The sequence below is a fragment of the Anatilimnocola aggregata genome, assembly GCF_007747655.1.
In the GTDB taxonomy this organism is placed as follows: Bacteria; Planctomycetota; Planctomycetia; order Pirellulales; family Pirellulaceae; genus Anatilimnocola; species Anatilimnocola aggregata.
The window spans coordinates 6,752,563-6,776,486 of record NZ_CP036274.1 but is presented as its reverse complement, the minus strand read 5'-3'; the positions used below and the strand labels follow the sequence as shown (position 1 = coordinate 6,776,486).

General features: G+C 56.8%; 19 protein-coding genes. 13 read left to right on the top strand and 6 right to left on the bottom strand.

Going from position 1 to position 23,924, the window contains the following annotated elements:
* Window positions 1–72: 72 nt before the first annotated feature.
* The 5 genes from ETAA8_RS25490 to ETAA8_RS25470 all read left to right on the top strand — a co-directional run bounded on the left by ETAA8_RS25490 (window position 73) and on the right by ETAA8_RS25470 (window position 6,609).
* Window positions 73–576: a hypothetical protein gene (locus ETAA8_RS25490; RefSeq protein WP_145095291.1), complete on the top strand. Its 504-nt coding sequence runs from the start codon at window positions 73–75 to the stop codon at window positions 574–576.
* Window positions 577–686: 110 nt separating this feature from the next.
* A complete protein-coding gene (locus tag ETAA8_RS25485; RefSeq protein WP_145095289.1) occupies window positions 687–2,189 on the top strand; it encodes an efflux RND transporter periplasmic adaptor subunit in 1,503 nt (500 codons plus the stop codon).
* A 51-nt stretch (window positions 2,190–2,240) separates the two neighbouring features.
* Entirely contained in the window at window positions 2,241–5,366 is a 3,126-nt protein-coding gene (locus tag ETAA8_RS25480) for an efflux RND transporter permease subunit (RefSeq protein WP_145095285.1), read from the top strand.
* 103 nt (window positions 5,367–5,469) lie between these two features.
* A complete protein-coding gene (locus ETAA8_RS25475) occupies window positions 5,470–6,057 on the top strand; it encodes a phospholipid scramblase-related protein (protein WP_145095282.1) in 588 nt (195 codons plus the stop codon).
* A 315-nt stretch (window positions 6,058–6,372) separates the two neighbouring features.
* Window positions 6,373–6,609, top strand: coding sequence for a hypothetical protein (locus ETAA8_RS25470; RefSeq protein WP_145095279.1), 237 nt, complete (start codon window positions 6,373–6,375; stop codon window positions 6,607–6,609).
* Window positions 6,610–6,904: 295 nt separating this feature from the next.
* Here ETAA8_RS25470 and ETAA8_RS25465 read toward each other — a convergent pair whose 3' ends face one another.
* A complete protein-coding gene (locus tag ETAA8_RS25465) occupies window positions 6,905–7,132 on the bottom strand; it encodes a hypothetical protein (protein WP_145095276.1) in 228 nt (75 codons plus the stop codon).
* A 600-nt stretch (window positions 7,133–7,732) separates the two neighbouring features.
* Between ETAA8_RS25465 and ETAA8_RS25460 the strand changes: the two genes are divergently transcribed.
* The 4 genes from ETAA8_RS25460 to ETAA8_RS25445 all read left to right on the top strand — a co-directional run bounded on the left by ETAA8_RS25460 (window position 7,733) and on the right by ETAA8_RS25445 (window position 11,770).
* Window positions 7,733–8,761 (top strand): DUF1559 domain-containing protein, encoded by a 1,029-nt coding sequence (locus ETAA8_RS25460; protein ID WP_145095272.1) that lies wholly within the window; start codon window positions 7,733–7,735, stop codon window positions 8,759–8,761.
* A gap of 429 nt (window positions 8,762–9,190) precedes the next feature.
* Entirely contained in the window at window positions 9,191–9,538 is a 348-nt protein-coding gene (locus tag ETAA8_RS25455; protein WP_145095269.1) for a hypothetical protein, read from the top strand.
* Complete coding sequence (locus ETAA8_RS25450; protein ID WP_145095267.1) at window positions 9,535–10,509, top strand: DUF1559 domain-containing protein; 975 nt, start codon at window positions 9,535–9,537, stop codon at window positions 10,507–10,509. The genes ETAA8_RS25455 and ETAA8_RS25450 overlap by 4 nt, the downstream gene beginning before the upstream one ends.
* 247 nt (window positions 10,510–10,756) lie before the next feature.
* Window positions 10,757–11,770 (top strand): DUF1559 domain-containing protein, encoded by a 1,014-nt coding sequence (locus tag ETAA8_RS25445; protein ID WP_145095264.1) that lies wholly within the window; start codon window positions 10,757–10,759, stop codon window positions 11,768–11,770.
* A 93-nt stretch (window positions 11,771–11,863) separates the two neighbouring features.
* On the opposite strand, the gene ETAA8_RS25440 is transcribed toward ETAA8_RS25445, so the two are convergent.
* Window positions 11,864–12,739 carry a phytanoyl-CoA dioxygenase family protein gene (locus ETAA8_RS25440; RefSeq protein WP_145095261.1) on the bottom strand — a complete coding sequence of 292 codons (876 nt, stop codon included), beginning with the start codon at window positions 12,737–12,739 and terminating at the stop codon, window positions 11,864–11,866.
* Window positions 12,740–12,859: 120 nt separating this feature from the next.
* Here ETAA8_RS25440 and ETAA8_RS25435 point away from each other — a divergent pair, with 120 nt between their 5' ends.
* The 4 genes from ETAA8_RS25435 to ETAA8_RS25420 all read left to right on the top strand — a co-directional run bounded on the left by ETAA8_RS25435 (window position 12,860) and on the right by ETAA8_RS25420 (window position 16,789).
* Entirely contained in the window at window positions 12,860–13,741 is an 882-nt protein-coding gene (locus tag ETAA8_RS25435) for an alpha/beta hydrolase (protein ID WP_145095258.1), read from the top strand.
* Window positions 13,742–13,815: 74 nt separating this feature from the next.
* Window positions 13,816–14,814, top strand: coding sequence for a TIGR00266 family protein (locus tag ETAA8_RS25430; protein WP_145095255.1), 999 nt, complete (start codon window positions 13,816–13,818; stop codon window positions 14,812–14,814).
* Window positions 14,815–15,052: 238 nt separating this feature from the next.
* Window positions 15,053–16,039: a 4-(cytidine 5'-diphospho)-2-C-methyl-D-erythritol kinase gene (ispE, locus tag ETAA8_RS25425; RefSeq protein ID WP_145095252.1), complete on the top strand. Its 987-nt coding sequence runs from the start codon at window positions 15,053–15,055 to the stop codon at window positions 16,037–16,039.
* A gap of 93 nt (window positions 16,040–16,132) precedes the next feature.
* Window positions 16,133–16,789, top strand: coding sequence for a SpoVG family protein (locus ETAA8_RS25420; protein WP_145095249.1), 657 nt, complete (start codon window positions 16,133–16,135; stop codon window positions 16,787–16,789).
* A 95-nt stretch (window positions 16,790–16,884) separates the two neighbouring features.
* On the opposite strand, the gene ETAA8_RS25415 is transcribed toward ETAA8_RS25420, so the two are convergent.
* The 4 genes from ETAA8_RS25415 to ETAA8_RS25400 form a co-directional block, all read right to left on the bottom strand.
* Window positions 16,885–18,165, bottom strand: a complete 1,281-nt coding sequence (locus ETAA8_RS25415; RefSeq protein WP_145095246.1) for a DUF1501 domain-containing protein — start codon at window positions 18,163–18,165, stop codon at window positions 16,885–16,887.
* A 4-nt stretch (window positions 18,166–18,169) separates the two neighbouring features.
* Entirely contained in the window at window positions 18,170–20,488 is a 2,319-nt protein-coding gene (locus ETAA8_RS25410; protein ID WP_202921262.1) for a hypothetical protein, read from the bottom strand.
* Window positions 20,489–20,739: 251 nt separating this feature from the next.
* Window positions 20,740–22,578, bottom strand: coding sequence for a DUF4332 domain-containing protein (locus ETAA8_RS25405; RefSeq protein WP_145095243.1), 1,839 nt, complete (start codon window positions 22,576–22,578; stop codon window positions 20,740–20,742).
* Between the two features lie 114 nt (window positions 22,579–22,692).
* Window positions 22,693–23,865: a DegT/DnrJ/EryC1/StrS family aminotransferase gene (locus ETAA8_RS25400; protein WP_145095240.1), complete on the bottom strand. Its 1,173-nt coding sequence runs from the start codon at window positions 23,863–23,865 to the stop codon at window positions 22,693–22,695.
* Window positions 23,866–23,924 lie beyond the last annotated feature (59 nt).

Below are 23,924 nucleotides of genomic sequence, written 5' to 3'. Positions count from 1 at the left end.
CTAGGCTAAGTCTGTCGGGTTCCAGCCAGCCAATTCTAGCAGCCAGCCTGTTTCTGCCCGCCCAGAATCGCCATGCTTCACTACCGCAATCAATCGCATCTTCGTGCTCGCACTCGCCGCGGTGTGAGTTGGCTGTTGCGCTGTCTGCTGCTGGTCGTTGCCTGGCAAGGACCGCTTCCCTGGTGCCATGCTCACGGCACATTGGGAAATTGCTCGGAAGTGGCAAATTGTTCTTTGCAGGAACATTTGCGTTCGCATCATCCAGGCACCAACTTGTTCGGCGATATTTTCTTCAGCTGGCATGTGCATGTGGACCTGCCGCAGCCTGGCAGCGAATCAGAAGAATCGGACGAAACGGAACTGCCGCGCACACCGGCAGTTGAGTCGATCGATCTGGTAGGCCATGCACTTTCTCGTGCGTGGGAATCTTCCAATCCCATCGCCGTGGATGCTGATTGCGAATGCCACGACTTGAACTGCGGACGACAAGTTCATTCTGCCTGTTCACAGCACTTCTTGGCCAACTTTGCCACTTCACTGCCATTGCCGCTGCGCTTCTGTGTTGCTCGCTGCTAATCAGCCTTTCTTGATCGCTCCCGGCTGACAGCCGGGTTTCTTTGTACTCCCTGCGATGGACGCTTTTGTTCTCGCAGTTCTTGCTGGCTGCCTCGATCAGGAGAGTTCTCATGTCTCGATTGGCGTCTATTTCTGCGCGGACGAAAGCCATTGCTGCGATTGCGGCAGCGGCTTTGGTTATTGGCGGGCTCTGGTGGCGTTTCACCGGTCCTAATCACGACTCATTACCTGCGCATGAAGCACCGAGCCTGCATCCCGTTACCCAGGCATCGCATCAGGTGGCGGCACCTGCCAACACGCTCGTTGAGTTTCCGCAAGAGTCGTGGAACGCCGCTGGCATCGAGTTGCACGCCGCCGCGCAAGGCAAGCTCGTTCAGTCGGTTCAACTGACCGGAAAAATTACCTTGAATGAAGATCGTGTGACGCACTTGTTTCCCCTGGTGGACGGTCGTGTTGACGAAGTGAAAGTGCAATTTGGTCAGCACGTAGAGGCTGGTGAACTCCTGGCAATTGTGCAGAGCAAAGAGGTGGGGCAAGCGATGCTCCAGCTGTTTCAGGATCGGCTGCAACTGGAGTTCGCGGTCACCAAAGATCGCTGGACCCAAGAGGTAACTTCGAACACCCTCGCGTTAATCGAACTGCTGCGGGCCGATGCCAAAATAGATGACATCGAGACCAAATTGCGCAACCGTCCGGTGGGTGAACATCGCGATAAACTCTTGACGGCGTATGTCAGTCATTACAAGTCTCGGTTGCAATACGACCGCCTCCTGCCCCTCTCGCGCGATGGGTCGGTCGCAGGTAAGCAACTTCTGGAAGCAGAATCCGAACAAAACACCTCGCGCGCGACGCTGCAATCGTTGATCGAGCAAATCAGCCAGGATGCGACGCAGGCAGCGATAGTCTCGGCTCAAACCATCAAAGAATTGAAAACTCGCATCGCGGTTGACGAGACCAACCTGGAAATCCTCGGCTTCAAGAAAGAAGATCTAGCCAATATCGATCCGGTCAAGCAAGGGGAAACTCTGGCCCACTATCCGGTTCGGGCACCGTTTGCAGGGACGATCATCGCAAAGGACGTCACGCTGCTGGAGCGTGTCGGCCCGGATAGCCAACTCCTCAGCATCGCCGATCTTTCCACAGTTTGGGTCACTGCCGACGTCTTCGAAGAACAACTGCCGCTGTTGGATCAACTCAATGGCAAGACAATCAAGGTGCGCAGCAGTGCCTGGCCTGGCCGCACTTTCGAAGCCACTGTTTTCTATACGGGCGATATCATTCACGAATCGTCCCGTACCGTTTCGCTGCGGGCTGTGGCTAAGAATCCCGATGCGCTGCTAAAGCCCGGCATGTTTGTCAGCGTTGAATTTCCGGACGTTGAGCAGAACGAAATGCTCCAAGTTCCGCTGTCGGCTGTGCAGGATCACGAAGGCAAGTCGTTTGTCTTTGTGCATATCGGCGGCAATCAGTTCGAGCGACGTGAAGTAGAACTCGCGCGGCGAAACAGCGACCACGTTGAAGTGGTGAGCGGCCTCAAGCCAGGCGACATGGTCGTTACCAAAGGCGGCTTTGCGCTCAAGACGCAAATGCTGGCCGAATTACTCGCTGAATAGACGTTGTGATCTGGTGCCCAATCTCTCTGCTTCGCCTTCTGGAAATGCCTCGTGGTCAATCACATCATCGACTGGTCGCTCGAGAATCGCTTCATCGTCATGCTGCTGGCAATCGTCTTGCTGGGAGCGGGCTTCATTTCCGTCTCGTCCTTGCCGCTCGACGCCGTCCCCGACTTGACGAACGTTCAAGTGCAAGTCCTGACCACTTCGCCAGCACTGGGACCGGTGGAAGTCGAACAGTTCATCACGTTTCCCGTAGAAAACGCAATGAGCGGGCTTCCCAAGGTGAGCGAGATTCGTTCAATCAGTCGCTTCGGCCTGTCGGCAGTGACTGTCGCGTTCGAAGACGGCACCGATATCTACTGGGCACGCAATCTGATCAACGAACGACTGCAGCAGGCGAGAGAAAACATTCCGAAGGGTATGGGCGATCCCCAGATGGGGCCGATCGCGACCGGCATGAGCGAAATCTATCAATTCGAAGTTCGTTCGAAACCCGGTCACTCCCACAGCTTGATGGACTTGCGCACGATTCTCGACTGGCAAATCGCCTTTCAACTTCGCAGCGTGCCGGGCGTGATCGAGGTCAACACCTTTGGTGGTGAATTGAAGACCTACGAGGTACAAATCGAACCGAACAAACTGCTGAACTACGGCATTTCGCTCAGTCGCGTTTTCAAAGCCCTGGAAGAGAACAATGCGAACGCTGGTGGCGGCTACATTGCCCACGGCGCTGAACAGCGACTGATTCGCGGCGAAGGTCTGGTCAGTTCGCTCGAAGACATTAGTCAAATCGTCCTGGATAGCCGCAGTGACGGCACTCCCATTCGCATTGCTGACGTTGCCCAGGTTCGTTTCGCGCCAATGCTGCGTCAAGGAGCAGTCACGCGCGATGGCGATCGGGAAGCAGTCACGGGGATGGTAATGATGCTCATGGGGGGCAACTCTCGGCAGGTGGTGCACGACGTTAAGGAAAAGATCAAGTTGATTGAGGCGACGTTGCCGGCTGGTGTCTACATCGACACGTTTTATGACCGCACCGAACTCGTCGAGAAAACAATTCACACCATCGCCGAAAACATTGGAGTCGGTGTGCTCCTTGTAATCATCATGCTTTTTCTGTTGCTGGGCGATATCCGTGCGGGGTTAATTGTGGCGGCCGCGATTCCCCTCTCCGCGATGTGCGCTCTGATTGCGATGCGCATTGGCGGTGTCTCAGCCAATTTGATGAGCCTTGGTGCAGTTGACTTTGGGGTGATCGTCGATGGCGCGGTGGTGATGATTGAAAATGCGGTCCGCTGTGCGAGTCGTTACCAACGCGAAACGGGGGCACTCCGAGTTCCTAAGTCGGTGTTCAAAGAATCTGCAAAAGAAGTGGGAACGCCCATTCTGTTCGCGGGGCTGATTGTCATCATTGTCTTTCTGCCGATCCTGAGTTTGCAGGGAGTCGAAGGCAAGATGTTTCGCCCCATGGCCTTCACGTTCATGTCTGCTTTAACCGGGGCACTGGTACTATCAGTGACGGTCATGCCAGTGATGGCTTCGCTGTTTCTGGCCAGGCGTGTGAGCGCGACCGATACATTTCTCGTGCGGCATTTGAAGCGGTCGTACGAGCCCGCCCTGAATTTCGCCATGCGACGCCCGGTACTCATGCTCACGAGCGCGGGTGCGGTCTTTGCCCTCAGCGTGGCGGTGGCTGCGACCTTTGGAGTCGAGTTCGTCCCCAAGCTCGATGAAGGAGATTTGGCGATCCAGGCAGTTCGCTTACCCAGTGTTTCTTTGGAAACGTCCCTCGAAATGACCAAGGCGATGGAACGCACCCTCAAGGTTTTTCCACAAGTCGAAAGTGTGATCTCGAAAACGGGCCGGCCTGAGATTGCCAACGATCCCATGGGCGTGCATCAGACCGATATTCTCATTCGGATGAAGCCACCCGAGCATTGGCCGGAACCGATCTCGAAAGAAGCACTTATCGAACAGATGCAGCAAGCACTTGAGCGTGAAGTTCCGAGCAACTCGTACGGGTTTACTCAGCCGATTGAACTGCGGGTACAAGAGTTAGTCGCCGGTGTTCGGTCGGATGTGGGCTTGAGCCTGTACGGCGACGACCTGAACGTTCTTAAGACTGAAGGCGATCGAATTGTCCGCGAATTGAGTCAGGTCCCGGGTGCTGCCGATGTGCAGGCTCAGCAAATCGCCGGCCTGCCATACATGCGAATCATCATCAATCGAGACGCAATCGCTCGCTACGGTATCAACTCCAGCGACGTCCTGAATGCAGTCTCGGTCGTTGGTGGTCAGCCGGTCGGTGAAGTGTTTGAAGGCCAGCGCCGCTTTCCGTTGCAGGTTCGACTGGCTCCACAGGCGCGACAAACTGCCGAGGCCCTGAAGCAACTGAAAATCGATGATCCGCAAGGGAGGCAGATTCCGATATCGCAATTAGCCGATATCGTGATCGAAGATGGGCCAGCCGAAATCAGCCGCCATGCCATTCGCCGTCGCCTGCTCATTCAGTGCAACGTCCGGGGGCGCGATCTGGCCGGTTTCGTGACGGATGCCCAGCAAACGATCTCGCAAAAAATAAAACTGCCGGCCGGTTACTCGCTTACGTGGGGTGGACAGTTCCAAAACCTGCAGCAGGCCAGTCAGCGGCTGATGATTGCTGTGCCGGTAGCGTTGTTTTTGATCTTCGCACTGCTGTATGTCACGTTCAGTTCAGTAAAGCTGACGCTCCTCATTTACTTGAACGTCCCCATCGCTGCGACCGGCGGCATCTTCGCGCTGTGGCTGCGCGATATGCCATTCTCGATTTCCGCGGGCGTTGGTTTTATCGCTCTCTTTGGAATTGCCGTGATGAACGGCGTGGTGCTCATCGAACACATCCGCCATTTGCGGCAACATGGTCACGATCAACTGAATGCTGTTGTCCACGGTTCGATCGACCGCTTGCGGCCGGTATTAATGACCGCGACCTGTGGCGCGCTCGGTTTCGTGCCGATGGCCATTTCGGGGAGCGCAGGAGCCGAAGTCCAGCGCCCATTGGCCACCGTGGTGATTGGCGGGCTCATCACCTGCACCATCCTCACACTTCTCGTGTTGCCTGCCATTTATCGCTGGTTTGAACCAACGGAGGCTCCGGAGGAATTTCCAGCTCATGACTTGACCAAGGCTCACTAGCGTGCTGGTTGCTTGCGTTGATTGCGGTGTCTCGCGATAATCCGGCTTCTTCTCCACCTGCTGGGAATTCATCCGGTTACTCAACGCGTTAGGAGCCTACTTCATGCATCCGGTGCTGTCGCGCAACTTGTTTTTCGTCAAAGAGCAGGTCGGTTGGTTCAAAGCTGCCAACAATTATGATGTCATCGATCCCACTAACAATCAGGTGATCCTGAACTGTCGCGAGGAGAAACTCGGGTTCTTCACCAAGATGCTGCGATTTTCCGACTACAAACGGATGACGCCGTTCGAGGTCGTCATTCGCACGCCTGACGGTGCGCCAGTGCTAACGGTGAAGCGCGGCGTGTCGCTCTTTCTGTCGAAGGTCGATGTCCTCAACGAGAGCAATCAGCGCGTTGGAGGTTTCAAGCAAAAGTTGTTCTCGATCGGCGGCGCGTTCAGTGTGCTGGGGAGCAACGACCAGGTCGTGTGCGAACTGAAGGGGAAGTGGACCAGTTGGGAGTTCTCGTTCAAGTCGGGCGACTTCGAGCTGGCAAAGGTCAGTAAAAAGTGGGCCGGATTTGGCAAGGAACTATTTACGAGTGCAGATAACTACATGCTGCAGATTTCTGACCAGGTTCCCGCTGATAATCCCGTCCGCTTGCTGATTCTGGGGGCAGTGATGTGCATCGACTTGGTATTGAAAGAATAGTGCTTGTTCCGGCTTGAATGCGTCAAATTGTCAGCGACACTTGGAGGCCTGAGTTGGCCTCCAGTACTGCAGAAAACACAGCAAAGCCAGCCTTCTGAGCCATTTACGGCAATCGGGTGAGGCAGTCACGCGGTGCAATGGGAGGAGTTGGTCCTATTACTTTTCTTCAACCTTCGTCGTTCTTGCTTGATTCGAACTGTTGCTATTCGTAGAATCACCGGCCTTGTCTAACTGCGGCGATTGCCGGCGAATGGATGCCGCGATCGATAGTGGTCTTTTCGGTTTTGCTGCGCGTGCGTGACGGAGTGCGAGCCTATGTCGATCCGCAACTTTTTTTATCAAGAATGCCCGGTCTGCGGGCGGCAATTGCGCATTGGCGTGAATCACTTGGGGCGCGAATTGGCGTGCTCCCATTGCCAGGGTTCGTTCATTGCTCGCGATCCAGACATTGCCAAACAGCAGACCATGCCCACCGAAGAAGCCCCGGATTCGCTGTCGTTTCAAGTGATTTCGATCAATCCGCAATCCACACAACTGGGCCTGCCCCGCTAGACTTGTACGAGAAGTGCTTCCCGTTCCACGTGTCGAGGGTGGCATTGTTTGGCAGTCAGTCACGTCCCGCGACCGGGGCTAGCCGCCTTCGTAAAACTGGCCAAATTTCAACTGCGGTACACGACGATTGCCGGTGGGAGGCAGCCAGTCCCTGCCACTCAGAATGGACAAGTTCGGGAAGTCTGCCCGTCCGATCCAATGAGCGGTAAGCGGCACCACCTACGCCACCGCGCCGCTTCTCAACTTCACGCACAAGGCGACAATTCTCTCGCCTGTTTTCGCCTTTGACTCGGCACTATGCCCAATCGAGTCCCGTTCGCTTTTGCAACCGCTGTTCGTAATTTCCGAGCAGGCCGCCGATGCAGTCCCAGCGGTCGGTGCGGCGAACCTCGATATCTCCTTGCTGATTGATGCGGACGATCGTGTCGTCGGCCACTCCCGCCGCGTTCAAGTCGGCAACTTGCATTTCATCTTCCTTGATGATTTCCTTTAGTATTTTTCCGGTCGTATCTATGAATTTCATTATAAGTTCGCTGAAAAGGTGGTTGCGCGGAGAAGCATATGGGAGTCATGGGTCATCGCCGCGGGGACTTCATCGTAACAAACTTTGTTAGCCTCGACCAAACCCTCGAACGGTCAACCGTTTCAACACCTGGTGATGCGTCCTGTAGGCCCGGCCAGGGCGTCAGTGTGTCGTATGTTTTATATTTGCACACGAAGCAATATTCTGTGCGTTTGTGCAACATCGACTGCTGGCCTGAGCGGTCTGTCACTACGACATCTGTGCATAAATAGGCCTTATTGTCGCACTTTTGTCACTGATTCGCGGAAGCGGCCAACTTTAGGCAGGAAAAAGGTTGACGCAGTTTCTTGACCCCACAATACTTCGGACGCGAATCTATTTTTGCGTTCGGAGTTCTCCGATGAAGATCGCGTTCTCAGCCAATTTGGGTTTATTCCACGCTGGGCGTTCGCAGCCTTGTGCGGTGGTTCGCTTCCTCAAGCGACAGCGGCTGGCGACCAGGTTTTCAAGTTTGCTCGGCCACACTCTGGCGGCTCAACGGCAACTCGTTCTGACGTTGCTTGCATTTCCCTTCCTTTCTCTTCATTCAAGGATTCTGTCATGAAAAAACGAGGTTTTACACTCGTCGAGCTGCTGGTGGTCATAGCGATCATCGGTGTGCTCGTCGCCCTGCTGCTACCAGCAGTGCAGGCGGCTCGCGAAGCCGCCCGTCGTATGCAATGTGGCAACAACGTCAAGCAGTTGTGCCTGGGTTTGCAGAATTACCACGACACGTTTTTGTCGCTGCCCTACGGTGGGCGGGTACGTACGTCGAGCACCTGGGGTTCCTCTTGGCTTGTGGCCACGCTTCCCTTCTGCGAGCAGCGGCCGCTGTTCGACAAGTTGGCTGCTCGCGAGCAGGTCAACTCGAACGCCTATGACCACTCAGACATGCGTCTTCAGGCCCACAATGCGAAGATCAAGTACATGCTATGCCCCTCTAGCCCATTGCCCGAGACCGAAACCTTCGGCTCTGGCAGTACGGCGCGAGTCTTGGTGGTGCCGTCGTATGCTGGAATTTCCGGTGGGACTCGGCAGGGGACTACCGGAGTGAACGATGTAAACGAGACTCGCGTTGCCAAGTCGTCCTGGCATAGTCCGGCGGCACCGGATACGGGCTTTGCGTCGTCGGGGATGTTGGTGCCGAATGAATCGTTGACGTTTGCTGCCTGCTCCGATGGCACATCAAACACCATGATTGTTGGCGAATGCTCTGATTGGTATTACTCGTCGTTGACCACTCGTCGGAATCCCGCCAAGAGTGCTGGTGTGGGCTGGTTGGTTGGGACCAAGTCGGCAACGGTGATTACGAGTTCGTCGAATACGTTTGATCCGGCGAATGCCGCCAATTTAATGACGATTGCACATTCGGTTGGCATTAACGACCGGACGGGTGCCGATCCGGACTGGCAGTCAAAGGGGGCGATCGGTACGCGCGGCGCTTGCAATCCATTGCTCGCAGCACACCCTGCTGGAGCGATGGTTGGGTTTCTGGACGGTCATGTGCAATTGCTAGCCAAGCAGACGGCACTTTTTGCCTTGAAGCGGCTGGCGATCCGCGATGATGGCTTGGTGGTTCCCACGTTTTAGCCTGGGTGCAAGTAGCCTGGCTGCGCGGCTCGTCGGTTTTGCTGTGGGGTGCCGCGCGGCTGTTGAGGTTTCTGTCGCTCTGTTTCGCCGCGGTCGACATCGAGATGTCATCTTTAAGATTTTGTTTTCGTTCCCGGCGAGGTCGCCGGACGCATTACTCGTGAAGGAAGCAGTGTAGCGACAATTTGTCGCGGGTTCTATATTTGTACACGAACTATATTTGGTGTGTTTATTTGCGACAGTACGGATTGGCCGGGTCGGTGAAGGCCGTCAGTTCTTCGCAGTTCGGTGACAAAATGTCAGTATATTTCGGTGATTTATAGGCTGTTGGTGAGAGGCAGCAATTTGCCGTGAAAAAAGTGTTGACACTGCTCTTGCTCATTCACATACTTCGGTCGCGAATGTAAATCGTAACGGGAGTTTAGTTCGGTGCCGATCCTCTCCTCACTGAATATTGATATTGTTGAAGCCCTGTACGGCGTTACCCAACGTTGCTGCCAGGTCGAGGCAACGCGTGACTCTTGGGACGCAGCACTGGTCCAGAAGCTGGCAACGCTGCATTCTTGGGAGCGGTTGCAGATTTTTGCCACGCTCCAGCAATTGACCGCTTTAATGCCCGAGTTGCAGTCCGGCACTGGTGCTGTGCGCATTGCGGCAACGAACGAACATTCGGCCAATTCTCTTGTCTTGTTGCTCCATTCTGGCGGTTCAACAGCTGCTTCGATCGAAGTTGCTGATTGTTCTAATCATTCTCTTCATTCAAGGATTCTGTCATGAAAAAACGAGGATTTACGCTCGTCGAGTTGCTGGTGGTCATAGCGATCATCGGTGTGCTCGTCGCACTGCTGCTTCCGGCAGTGCAGGCGGCTCGCGAGGCCGCCCGTCGTATGCAATGTGGTAACAACATCAAGCAGTTGCTGCTTGGTGTGCAAAATTACCACGACACGTTTATGAGCTGCCCCTATGGCGCGCGTTCCCGAGGTACCAATGGCTGGGGGCCGTCGTGGCTGTTCGCTATCACCCCGTTCTGCGAACAAAAGGCGCTCTACGACAGAATCATCCCGCTGGAAGCTACGCACCAATACAATGCGGCGACTTTGCGTGTACCGGCTCACAATGCCAAGATCAAGTACATGCTCTGCCCTTCGAGCCCACTGCCCGAGACGCAGGCCTTTACCGCCACCACCGTATTAACGGCCCCGTCGTACGGCGGCATTGCTGGTGCAACGGCGGACGGCACTAACCTGGTCGAGACTCGACTAAGCAGCGGTGGCATGGGTGGATCGGGAATGCTGGTTCCTAATGAGTCCTTGACCTTCGCTGCTTGCCAGGATGGCACTTCGAATTGCATCGTGGTTGGCGAGGTCTCCGACTGGTACTACGCACCCGGTCAAACTCCAGCCCGTCGGGACGCCGGTTTGTCTCGAGACATGGGTTGGGTTGCTGGTACGAATACCAACGTGGTCTGTTCCGGTACGTCGCAGGCATTAACGAATGCCAACGTTGCCAATCTTGTCACGATTGCCTACCGTATTGGCATGAACGACCGGACGGGGGCTGATACCAACTGGGCGAGTGGAAATATCAACATCCGTGGTACCCAAACACCCCTCTTGTCCGGTCACCCAGCTGGTTGTGTGACGGGCTTCCTGGATGGCCACGTGCAGTTAATGACAGCACAAACTCCAGTGCTGACGCTCAAACGACTTGCCGTTCGTGACGATGGTAACGTCGTCGGGGGCTTCTAGTACGTGAATTTTAGCAGTTTGGCCCCTCCTCCCCTGTTGGAGGCGGGGCAGCTTGAATATTGGGAGGCGCGATTCGAAAAGTAGACGTCTCGTTTTGTTGCGAAAAAGAATAACGACCGACGACCCTTTCGCTCTCTGCAGTGGAAGGCGGGTGGTTCGGATTGAGTTTTTTCGTTGACTTTTCCCCTGAACTGTGCGAACTTTAGAAACATGTGCGGCCTCCGGGTGTTTATATCTGGATTGGTCGTTGTTTTTATCTATTCGTATTTGTTTGGGGAACGGACGCATGAAGAGAAGAGGGTTCACACTGGTCGAGTTGCTGGTGGTCATAGCGATCATCGGTGTGCTCGTCGCACTGCTGCTTCCGGCAGTGCAGGCGGCTCGCGAGGCCGCCCGTCGTATGCAATGTGGTAACAACATCAAGCAGTTGCTGCTTGGTGTGCAAAATTACCACGACACGTTTATGAGCTGCCCCTATGGCGCGCGTTCCCGAGGTACCAATGGCTGGGGGCCGTCGTGGCTGTTCGCTATCACCCCGTTCTGCGAACAAAAGGCGCTCTACGACAGAATCATCCCGCTGGAAGCTACGCACCAATACAATGCGGCGACTTTGCGTGTACCGGCTCACAATGCCAAGATCAAGTACATGCTCTGCCCTTCGAGCCCACTGCCCGAGACGCAGGCCTTTACCGCCACCACCGTATTAACGGCCCCGTCGTACGGCGGCATTGCTGGTGCAACGGCGGACGGCACTAACTTGGTCGAAACTCGGTTAAGCAGCGGTGGCATGGGTGGATCGGGAATGCTGGTTCCTAATGAGTCCTTGACCTTCGCTGCTTGCCAGGATGGAACTTCGAATTGCATCGTGGTTGGCGAGGTTTCCGACTGGTACTACGCACCCGGTCAAACTCCAGCCCGGCAGGACGCCGGTTTGTCTCGAGACATGGGTTGGGTTGCTGGTACGAATACCAACGTGGTCTGTTCCGGTACGTCGCAGGCATTAACGAATGCCAACGTTGCCAATCTTGTCACAATTGCCTATCGGATCGGTATGAATGACCGCACTGGGGCTGATACCAACTGGGCGAGTGGAAATATCAACATCCGGGGCACCCAAACTCCCCTCTTGTCCGGTCACCCAGCTGGTTGCGTGACGGGCTTTTTGGATGGCCACGTGCAGTTATTAACAGCACAAATCCCTGTGCTGACGCTCAAACGGCTTGCCGTGCGTGACGACGGCAACGTCGTGGGTGATTTCTAGTCACGATTTGACTCGTTGAAACAAGCAATCTTACCCCGCGAAGACTTCGGTTTTCGCGGGGTTTTTTCATGCGCAGATCGGCCACCGTTACTGCTACTGCGGCTGATAGAGCAGCGGAAAGTACTGACCATCCATCGTTTCACCAGTCGGGACCGCGGGCACGCCTTGCAGCAGTGGTTCGTTACTCTGGCTTTGCACGCCGTCGCGAAAAACGTTAATGACGGTAGCCCGTCGCGGTCGCTCCGTTCGATTCTCAAAGCTGCCGTGCACCAGTAGCGGATGATGAAACGAGGCCTCGCCCGCTTTCAGTTCAATGGCGACGGGCTTTTGAAATTGCTCCCACTGCGCGGGCGAAAGTACCTCGCGAATCGCTTCCATGTCGCCGGCCAGTCCGGTAATCGGCAAAAGTGGCCAGCGATGACTCTTCGGCACATAGTGCAGGCAGCCGTTGTCGCGCCGGCTGTCGTCGAGCCCAATCCAGCACGTGAGATGCGCCATCGGCGTCGTGCGTGTCCAATAAGAATAGTCTTGATGCCAGGCGACCACGCCGCCGTGCCGCGCGGGTTTGCAGAACAACTGGTCGTGCCAGAAGCGGACCGCGCCCTCGAGCAATTGGCTGGCGGGTACCGTGAATGCCGGGTGCCAGAGGATGTCGTGAAAGGCCGGTCGCAAGCGCCAGGCCCCCAGGGCATGAAACAGCACCGTGTCGGGACTGGCCGACTCGTTGGTGTGATACTCGTACCACAACTCGCGCCCTGCATGCTGGGGATTGAAGAATTCGGTCAGTTCGCCGCGCAGCGTTTCGACTTGATCATCGGTGAGTATTCGCACGCCGGCGAGGTACCCCTCTTCCTGAAAGAAATCGACTTGCTCGTCCGTCAGTCGATAGCGGTCCCATTCGGCGGGTGACTGTGGCAGCTTGAATAGATCGCTGGCCAGTTGATGAAGGCAAGAATAATCGGTGGTCATGGCGAGCCGTGTACAGTGAGAGTGAGTGGACTGGCTGCGACACAGCTTCGCTGATTGAGATATAGCGCGCCAAGGGCTACGATAGCCTCGATTCTCATTCTCTCTCCGGAGTTCTTGCCCATGTTGCTGCGTCGAGTTGCTCTTCTTTCTGTTGCCGTTTGTTGCTTCTCTTCCCTCGCCTCCGCTCAGCCGAAGACCGAACTCCTCTGGCCTAACGGCGCACCGGGCGCGAATGGCACCGAAGCCAAGGACAAACCGATGCTCATTATTTATTCACCCGAGAAGGAGAAGAACTGTGGTGCAGCGGTTGTAGTCTGTCCCGGCGGCGGCTACGGTGGGCTGGCCATGGATCACGAAGGAAAGCAGATTGGCGAATGGTTGAACAGCCATGGCATCACGGCAGTCATTTGCGACTATCGTCACCGCGGCAAAGGCTATGGACATCCCGCCCCGCTACAGGACGTGCAGCGCGCGATTCGTACGACCCGCAGTCGCGCAGCAGAGTTGGGCATCGAGCCCACCAAGATTGGCGTGCTCGGTTTCTCGGCAGGTGGGCATCTGGCTTCGACAGCGGTGACACACTTTGATGCAGGTGACGAAAAATCGGCAGATCCCATCGATCGTGTCAGCAGTCGCCCCGACTTCGGCGTGCTCTGCTACGCCGTGATCGCCTTCGATCAACCCTTCACTCACAAGGGTTCGCAAAAAAATCTCCTCGGTGCCGAAGCCGCCCCGGAACTGGTGGCCAGCCTGTCGAACGAAAAGCAAGTGACGCCGCAAACGCCTCCTTGCTTCCTCTGGCACACCTACGAAGACACGGGCGTCCCGCCGCAAAATAGCATCGTTTTCTATCAGGCCATGCTGCAGCACAAAGTGCCCGGCGAACTGCATGTGTATGAAAAAGGTCGCCACGGCGTGGGTTTGGGCAAGTCCATTCCCGGCACAGGGGATTGGTCGGAAGCCTGCCTCCGTTGGTTGAAGGGTCGCGAGTTGGTGAAGTAGTCCGTCCGAATTCCAAGAATCGCTCCGCCACGGCGAATTGCCGTTGTTCTTTCCTTCACTATAGGTAGCAAACCATGCCGAACATCGCCTGTACCTCGTGTGGCAAACAATATCCGTACTCGCCGGAACTAGCTGGCCGGCAGGTTCGTTGTCGCTCGTGTGGTCAAGTGTTTTCGGTGCCGACTCTCGCTCCCGAAGGCTTGGAAGTGATGGAAGCCATGCCGGTGGCAGGTGGCTTTGGCGGGTTCAACATGACCGCCAACCGTGGCGGCCGCAAAGCCGACGAAATCGACTATGAGATTTTCGGCTCGGAGATGCAGTTCTGCGAGATCACGCTCGACCCGAACGAGATGGTCATCGCCGAGTCGGGCGGCATGATGTACATGACCAGCGGCATCAAGATGGAAACCGTCTTCGGCGACCCCAGCCAAAGCAATCAAGGTTTCTGGGGAAAAATGATGTCAGCGGGCAAGCGCGCGATGACGGGTGAATCTCTGTTCATGACGACATTCACCGCCGCCTCGAATCGCCGCGAAACGGTCGCCTTTGCGGCACCCTATCCCGGCAAGATTATTCCGCTACATCTCGACCGGCTCGGCGGCGAATTGATTTGCCAGAAAGATTCGTTCCTGTGCGGTGCCCGCGGCATTCAGATCAGCATTGCCTTTCAGAAGAAAGTGATGGTCGGGCTGTTTGGCGGCGAAGGCTTCATCATGCAAAAGTTGCAAGGAGACGGCATCGCCATGGTGCATGCCGGCGGCACGTTGTACGAAAAGGATCTTGCGCCCGGAGAGACAATCAAGGTCGATACCGGCTGCATCGTCGCGCTAATGCCAAGCGTCAACTACGACATCGGCTTCGTCGGCGGCATTAAGAACACGCTCTTCGGCGGTGAAGGTCTTTTTCTCGCCACGCTGACGGGCCCGGGAAAAATTTGGCTCCAGTCGTTGCCCTTCTCGCGTTTAGCTGGTCGCGTCCTTGCGAATGCAGGCACCAGAGGAAACAAGGATGAAGGCTCGGTGCTCAACCACATCGGCGGGCTGGGCAGCCTGGTGATGGGGAGCGGCGACTAAGTCTCGCACGCGCGAGTGTCTCCTCAACATTGCAGCAACCTGCAGTGGTTCATGTACTTGCAGGTTGACCCCACCCCCTGCTCCGGTACAATCGAATGTTAATCATTCGACTTTCTCTTGATGCTGCACCCGGGTTTTGCTTCGACGCTAGTCGTCTGCACCTCATGCTGTCGCGGTAAGGTCCGCGGCAGTGAGTGAGGCTTTTCAGCAGGCCGCTTTTTCGTGGGCAACAGCAGGGATGTATTTACTTCGCAACGATTGGCGGCTGACGGCCTGCGCCCCTGCGAAAGTGAATCTTTCGCTAGAGGTTCTGGCTCGCCGCCCTGATGGCTTTCATGAGCTCGAAACGCTCATGCTGGCCGTTGATGTGTGCGATACGTTGTCCCTCGAGCCGACCCCGGCACCCCAAATTACTTTGCACTGCCAGTGGGCAACGGGCCTGGTTGCCGCTCGCCGTGTTTATGAAAGAACTGGTCTTCCAGTTAGTGCGCAAGCGTGGTCCGACTTGCCTGCTGCGCACGATAACCTGGTTTGGCAGGCACTTCATTTGCTGCAAACAACGGCGGGGATTCGGTTGGGAGCAAATGTGATCCTGACCAAACGAATTCCCGCGCAAGCTGGCCTGGGTGGCGCTTCGGCTGATGCTGCCGCGGCTTTGTTGGTTGCCAATCAAGCTTGGCAATTGCACTGGACGACAGCACGACTCTGTGAACTCGCCGCGCAGCTTGGGAGCGACGTGCCATTTTTTGTCACCAGCGGCGCAGCGATCTGCCGGGGGCGGGGCGAACGGATCGAAGCGATTCGGCCGCCACGTTGCTGGCTGGTGATAGTGCGGCCACCCGTCGGCCTTAGTACACCGGCTGTCTTTCGTGGTTGCCAGCCCGAGCCCAATCGTCGGGCGACAGCCGTGGTGCGGGCGGCTTTAGATCGAGGCGATTTGTCAGCTGCGGCGCAAGGGATGCACAATGGCCTGCAAGGTCCGGCGGAAGCGCTATCGCTTTGGATCGGCAAGTTGCGAGAGGCATTCGCGCGCACAGGGTGCATCGGTCATCAAATGAGTGGTAGTGGCTCGAGCTATTTCGGACTCTTCTGGCACGCGGCTCAAGCACGGAGAGCGGCGGCGCGCCTGCGCGGGCAAAACATAGGAGCCGTGATGATGGCTCAAACTGCGGGGATCAGCACGATCGGCAGCGGACATAAACAGGCAACATTGGTAGCGAATTGATAAAGTACGGAGAGCAGGTCAGGCGGCGTTAGCACCTTTTGAAGTTGCACGACAGACTGGCAGCCAACTGCACCACGGGAGGGGAAAGCGGCGATGGAAATTACCGAAGTTCGCGTCAAGCTCATGGAGGATTCCGATGATCGCCTGCAAGGCTTTTGTTCGATCACGTTCGACAATTGTTTCGTCGTTCGCGATCTGAAAATCATTGAAGGGAGCAGCGGCCCCTTCGTCGCCATGCCCAGCCGCAAACTCACGAGCCACTGCCCGCAGTGCGGCTGCAAGAACCACCTCAAGGCCGCCCATTGCAATCAGTGCGGCAGCCGGCTGAAGGAGGATCGCACGGTGCGCGATCAGGAAGGTCGCACGAAGCTGTATGCCGATATCGCGCACCCGATCAATTCGTCGTGCCGCGAGATGATTCAGAATCGGGTGATAGCCGAGTATCGCGCGGAACTCGATCGCGCCAAACAGCCCGGCTACGTTTCGAAGTACGACGACGACTACGATGACGATGTGGATGCCGCCGACTTGACGCCTCCCACTGCTGGTGAAAGTCGCCGGCCGAATCTGCCGCCGGGAACTCAAATCCAACCCGCGGAAAGCGAGATTCGCGCGCCGCACATGCTGCCTGCGCCAGCGCCGCCTCCGAGTGGCCCGCAAACACCCCATTCGGGACTGGCGAAAGAGAAGCGTGAGCAAAGTGACAAACCGAAGCCCAAGAATGGTGGCTTCGGTGAAGGGATCTTTTGATCTTCTGAGCCGGAAGCGTCAGCGCCCGGAGAGTACATCAGAAATGACTAAGTAAATACTCTCCGGGCGCTGACGCTTCCCGCTGATGATTTTTTCTATCCCCACAGCCCGTGCAGGCGATCTTTCTCGGCGACGCCCAGCGGGAATTTCTTGCTGAAGGCGTGGTCGGCAATGCCGGCAAATTCGCGCAGCGCGTGGTGAATGTGTTCGGGTCGCACGCGCAGACCCTTCTCTGTGTCGCACGCCAATGATTGCGGATCGATCGGCACTTGAAATTGCTTTTCGTCGGTCGCGCCGATGACTCGATTTCCCTTGATGCCGCGGCCGAGGAACATGATCGAACCAATCGACCAATGGTCTTTGCCGTTCCCTTTGTTGTAGGTCGGTGTACGACCCATTTCGCTCTGCACGATCACCACCAGTTGATCGCGAATCTGTAACTCCTCGGCGCGGCGAATCAGGTACGCGATACCGGCGAGAAACTCGGGAATCAGTTTCATCTGGTCTGGGTCGTTGTTGGCATGACTATCGAACTGCCCAATCGTCAAGTTCGCCGACACACAGACTCCTGCCTTGAACGAAGCCAACGCAATTTCAGCTTGCTGCGACAGCCGTTCCTTGGGAATGCTTTTGGGAATGTGCGGCGTCACCCGTTGCAAGGCTTTGGAGTTGACCTGCGCCGCATAGAGCATATTTTCGGCCCGCTCCAAGCGCGGCAAACGTGGTTGAGTGGCAGCACTGGCATGCTGCTCTTGCAGGGCCTGCTCGATGCGGTCGAGGGCGAACGAATCGTGATAGGGAGAACGCTCGTTTCCTTCGATGGCGTCGGCATTCGCCAGCTTTTGCAACGAAGGAAGATACGGAACGCGCGACATGGCCACCAGGTTGCCGGTGGCCGAGTAGTTGCCAAACGTCAGATACGAAATGGGGCAATTCGGCCCCTGACAGGCCGCCACCAACGCGGCGAACGTCGGATAGGCCATACTGTCGAGCTTGCCGGTGGCCATGTAGCGGGCACCCGGCGAATGATTATTCACCGAGTAATCGAGCCCATTCAGCACCAGCAGTTGATCGCCGAATTCTTTGTAAAAGTCCTCATTGCTCAGACCGCCCTGCATGTGCTTGGCTGTCGGGGCATACTTGTGTGCCCCCTGCGTGAGAATGTCTCCCTCTTCGTACAGGCGATTGATCCCGCCGATCCCCTTGGGATCCATCAGGTACGTAGTGTCCCAACCGCCCGAGGCGTTGAGCACCACATAAAACGGCCCCGCATAGGGTTCGTCGGTGGGGGCAGCCTGAGCTTCCCGCTGGTCTATCCAGGGAAAGGCAAGTCCGAGCCCTGCGAGGCCGCACAGTTTGAGAAAGTCGCGTCGCATGGTGTCACTCGTAAAGGAAGTCCTGACGGCGGAGCAGATAAGTCACAACGCCGCGCCAGGCTCGAATGGTGTAGTGTGGATCATTGGGGGCATCGGGAACATTATTCCGCGCGTGATATATCTCGCGAGTATCGAGTCCCTTCTTGCCCTTGGCATCGTTAACGATGCTCGTAAATAGTTGATAAGTGCGTTCAACGTCCGGCGAATCCGTCGCATCGTATTTGCCGAGCACTTTTTCGTGCAACTGTACGATATTTTGCCGGATTGCCGCGTCTGCTGCGGGGGAAGATCCCGGAATCATGGACGGCTCGACCTGCGAGAAGAGTCTGCGCTCGGATGGTGCGCGGGCAAAGTCCCGAATCGTCTGTCGCGCGGCTACGTCGTTGGCCATCATCCGCTGGATAGCGCCGATGGCTCCACTCGGGTCGGACGGTCGTTCCGTCACTTCTTGGGAATCGATAGCGCCATACAGCATGGCGAGTTGATCGCGCAGTTTTCCCCAGCGCTCTCCAAAGACTGCTGCCAGCTTTCGTTCCACCTGTTCTGGCCCCAACAGACGCACGAGGCCAATATCGTCAAGTTCCGCCATTCGCTCGGGATTCTGATTGGCCGTGGCCACGCCATCGGCCCGGTAGAAATCAGAAACTGCCCACTGCTTGAAGGCACTCTTCAGGTTGAAGTTATCGGCAGCAAACCGCTGAGCGATCTTCTCGATTTCTTTCCGCTGCTCAACATAGGCCCGCTGCTTGGAGCCAAACAGCGGGTGATCGAGATCCTTCGGCGGCAGTAGCACCTTGCGGCCTGTGAGGATGTAGTAAACGTGTTCGACCATCGCCACCGCAAACCGCGGGTCTTTAGCAGTTCGCTCCCCGAGCCATTGCAGCGATCGCCAACGCTCCTCGGCAGTCATTTCTTCCCCTTCATAGCCCGCAGGGAACATATCCTTGTACCAACCTTCTTTACGACGACCGTACACTCCTTCGAACTTGTAGTAGTCCTGAAAGAGTCCCGCTACCGGGTCGATCGTCTTGTGGCAGACGACGCACTCCGAAGCTTGCATTGTGGGGATTTCATACTTGGCCGTCACCGCAGCTGCGTCCGAAACTCGCGCGGCTAGTTCCAAGGCATCAATGCCGAGAAAATGCTGGAAGTACATGCGCGCCCGCAGGCGATTGCGATTGGTTTCGGTGGTGGGATATCGCCGCAAATACTGAAACACGCTGAGCATGCCGGCATGCGGATAGTCGCCGGTGGCCGACTCTTGGTCTTGATTCCGATCGCGCCCCTTGAGTGCCTTTAACTTGACTGGAATGTATTCGAACGGATCATCGGGATTCTCAAACTTCTCTTTCAACTCGTCGTAGACGCCATAGCCGCGCGCGGAATAGGGCGTGACCATGATGTAATCCGCGGTGACGATCTCGGTGAATGGCTTGCCATTGCGGACGATGTGCTCCACCAGTTTCATCGGTTCGCCGCGCAAGGCTGCGCGATAGTCGTCGGCTAACTTGTAGCGCGCCTGCTGCTGCATCTTGGCATCGCCGACATGGCTCAGGTCATGCTTTTGCGTCCAGAGTCTGGTTTTGTTGAAGTGGTCATAAGCGAGGGCCGATTCGGCCCCATCGTCGTAGCCGACTGTTAGAAAGATGTCGTTAAAGCCTTCGCCCAGCCGGGTGTAAAAAGCGTCCTCCTTCAACACGTCGTCGAGAATGGCTGGCAGCGCGTCGAGACCTTTTTCTCTGACGGCGGCGAGTTCAGCTTCGGTGGGCAAGCGACCAGCGAGAGACAGGGTTGCCCGCCGCAACAGCCGGCGATTGTCCAGCATGACGACACCCTCGAAGAACGGCGGCAAGTTCTTGGTAGCCGAGTTAATTTCGGCAGGTGTTGGCGTTGAGGCGGGAGCATTCACGCGGCGTACATACTCTGCCAGGATTCGATAGCCAGCCGAGTTCGGTTTGAGAACGTCTTCTCCACCGTGATCGAGACCTCCCGAGACCTTCAGCAGCACGCGAAACTGTTCTCCTTCTTTTAGCTTCGCAAGGCGCGCGAAAGTGGCGCAGTTTTCCCGCAGCGCTGCTTCGCGCTCTTCGCCTTGAATGCGGGCCAGATCGCGGAGGATGAACTTGCTCTTCTCCGCATCGCCCCCCACTTTGTGACAGTTCAAGCACGATTGGGAAGCCACTTTGGCCCACAACTCGTTGGCAAAATAGGTATCGACGGCTGTCGTGCAGGGGGATGGAGCGCTGGCGGGAAGAGCGTTATCAGCAGCGCGCACCTCGCTGGTTAACGCAAACACGTACAGGTAGAGTGAGAGAGATTGCACGCACAACTTCATGGGAGGGGGCTCGCCAAGCGAGAGTGAAGTGATGGTTTGCGCGCAGGCCCGGTGACGGTAGGTACCTAATTGCTGAGGCTGACAGATGGGCTGGCGCGTTGCCTATTCTAACGTCTCGCCCTGTAGTAGTCGCTAGTTTATCAGAACGGATTTACGCACTTCCAACTTGGCAGTGGCACAGGCTTCCAGCCTGTGCGGTTCTCTCGCCATTGATGACAGGCAGGATGCCTATCCCACGATTAGGCCGCTTTGAGCGAGCGGGCCTGCTTGGCGGCCGCGATCCATTCGGTCACCTCTTCTTCGTCGGGGGGCGAACTGCCGCGGAGGACGCGTTGGCCGTCCGGACTTTCGACGAAAGGCTGAATGAGATCGAGCAGATCATCGACCTCGCACTCGGCAAGTTCGGCGGGCTGGTCGATGCCGCAGGCCACGAGAATTTGAGCGTCATGACCCCGCAGGCCGGGAACACGGCAGCAGAGGGTGGCTTCCGCCTGCCATTGGCGGATCACGTCGGGAATGATGTGGGCCACATTGAGCTTGGCCGCGAGTTTTTCGGGATGAGAGGCCAGCAATTCACCAACGGTCGAAACTCCCGCCCCGCGCATCCGTTCGGCTGTCTTGTTGCCAATCGAAGGTGCATCTTGGATCTGCTTGCTACGATCGAGATAGAACTTTAACTTCGATTCTGCAGCAGGCTTTTCTTTCTCTTTTTCCTTCGGTTTGGCAGCTTCCGCTTTCTTTGCTGGTTCGGCGACTGCCGGTTTGGGTTCGGCTTTTTTCGGTTCAGTTTTTGGTGACTCTACCTTAATGGGCTCCATCTTCAAGACCGCGGGTGATTCCGGCTTGGCTTTGGCGGGAACTGCGGGAGCAACCGGTTTGACTTCGTCGGCAATCTGTGTTGGAGCTTTCCAAGGACTCAGTACTTCTTCCTTGGGCTTGAGCATGTCACGCGGGACGGGTGTGGGCTTGGTTTCTGCTTCTTTCAGCAGTCGTTCAACAGCCGAGGAGATCTTTGTGGGCTCGGGGGCGACCCTCGCGGATTGTTCGCGATTGTCGCTGATGGGTGCCGTGCTGACACTCTTGACGCTGCGGTCACGTTGCGTGGCGCTTTGTCCATGCCGCTCGCCCGGTTTGCGAATCGGCTGAGCATTGAGTTTGGTGAGCGAGGTATGCAGCACTTCTTCCGCGTGCAATTTGCGCACTTCGGCGTCGTCGGCAGACAGATTATCGACGACCTTGCCGGTTCGTTCGAACTCGTCGTAAATCAGTCGCAGGGTTTCTCGTTCGCGCACATCTTCAATATGCTTGGCCAGCATGCGGAACGGCATTTTAGCGGCGGCGACAATCCCTTGCAGCGTGACGTCGACAAACGGCGGCACCGATTTGGTTTCGTCGATCAGTTTTTCGATGATTCGCGCGAGGCCGACTGTCGCAAAACCCAGGCACTTGGCCAGGCAGTCTTTGAGCGTCTGATCGAGCCCTTGCAGCGGGTCGCGCGTGCCGAGGGCCAGATTGTAATGATCGATGACGGTGTCGTAGTGGGGATTGGAAATTTCCGCAGCGCGGCGAACCATCTGCGCGAGCCAGTCATCGCCCGTGGGACATTCCCAGCGAGGGTAGCCATCCCGATTCGTTTCGAGTATGTACCGCAACTCGCCGTACGATTTGCAAACACTCCATTCGACCGCGCGATGAATTGGACCTTCGTCTTCGGACTGCCCCGTGTGCAGCGGCATCAAGGCATCGGAAAAGTAGTGACTCAGCACACCGACCGAGTAAGCCGCTTCTTCCCAGTCTTGATTCTGGAACGACGTGTGCGCGGCTGCGTACCACTTTTGTGTTGCAGCCACAGCGCCGCCCCAATAGTTGTCTTGCACATGCAGGACGTGGTTCTTGAAGTCCTTGAACTGAGTGTCGGGGGCCTTCGCTCCTTCCAGATAGGAGCGGTTATAACGAAGAAAGACGTCCATCCAAGCCTGGGCATCGTGGCCGCGCAGCTGCCGGAGCGCATCGAGCGCCAGCTTGTGATGCGTGCTGCGTGCCGCAGACGCAAAGACGACCTTGAACAGAAGCGACACGTGGAATCTCGGAGAAGACGTTCTTGTCTGAGCCGGAAGCGTCAGCGCCCGGAGTAACTAACGCGAAAAACTCCGGGCGCTAACGCTTCCGGCTCAGAAGGAAAAAATTGCCAACTAAGCAGCCATTGCCCGGCGCGGTAGGAGGAGTTCGTCCAAGCGGGCGATGACGGTTTGTTGTTCCGCCGAGGTCAACTCGGGAAAGATCGGCAGGCTCAGAACTTCTTCCGCGGCCCGTTCCGTTTCCGGCAAGCTGCCGGGGCGATAGCCGAGCGAGCGGTAACATTCCTGCAAGTGGAGCGGGATGGGATAGTAGACCTCGCTGCCGATGCCCGCTTCATTCAGACGCTGCTTGACCATGTTCCGCTGGCCATTCGGGATGCGGACGGTGTATTGATTCCACACGTGTTCGTTTCCTGGCAGCGCGATCGGCAGGCCGAGCGTATGGTGCAGTCCGCTAGACGTGAGCCCGGCGTGATAGCCGAGAGCATTCTGCGTCCGCTGTTGACCCCACTGAGCCAGGTGTTGCAATTTGACGTTAAGGACCGCAGCTTGCAGCGTATCGAGCCGGCTGTTGATCCCGATGACGCGATGATGATAGCGCGGGTTCATGCCGTGGGCCGCAAACAGGCGCAACCGCTCTGCTAACGCACCATCGTTGGTGGTGAGCATGCCGCCATCCCCCATGCCACCGAGGTTCTTGGTGGGATAGAAGCTGAGACAGCCAATGGTCCCCATCGAGCAGGCCGGCTTGCCGCCATGCTTGGCGTCGATGGCCTGGGCCGCGTCTTCGATCACCGGAATGTTGTGGGCCTTGGCAATGGCCAGAATCGAGGTCATGTCGGCACATTGGCCGAACAGGTGAACGGCGATGATCGCCTTCGTACGCGAGGTGATCGCACGTTCGAGGCAGGCTGGATCGAGATTGAACGTGGCCGGCGCGATGTCGACAAAAACAGGTGTTGCTCCCACTCGCGTCACGGCGCTGGCCGTGGCGAAGAACGTGAAGCTAGGAACAATCACTTCGTCGTAGTCGGTAATATCGAGCGCCATCAGGGCGAGCAGCAGGGCATCACTGCCGGACGCACAGCCGATTGCGTGTTCGACTTCGCAGCGCTCGGCGACCGAGCGTTCGAGCTGAGTAACGTCGGGCCCGAAGAGGAAGCGACCCGAGTCGACGACGCGGGTAAGGGCTGCGATGAACTCTTCTCGCAACGGTGCGTTGCCGCGGTTGACATCGAGCAGAGGAACATTGCTGGTCTTGCCAGCCGAGCCGAGCGGAGCATTCATTACAGTGCATCCTTGCACGCGTTCAGGGTCATCCGCCGCACATCGTTGAGCGGCACCTC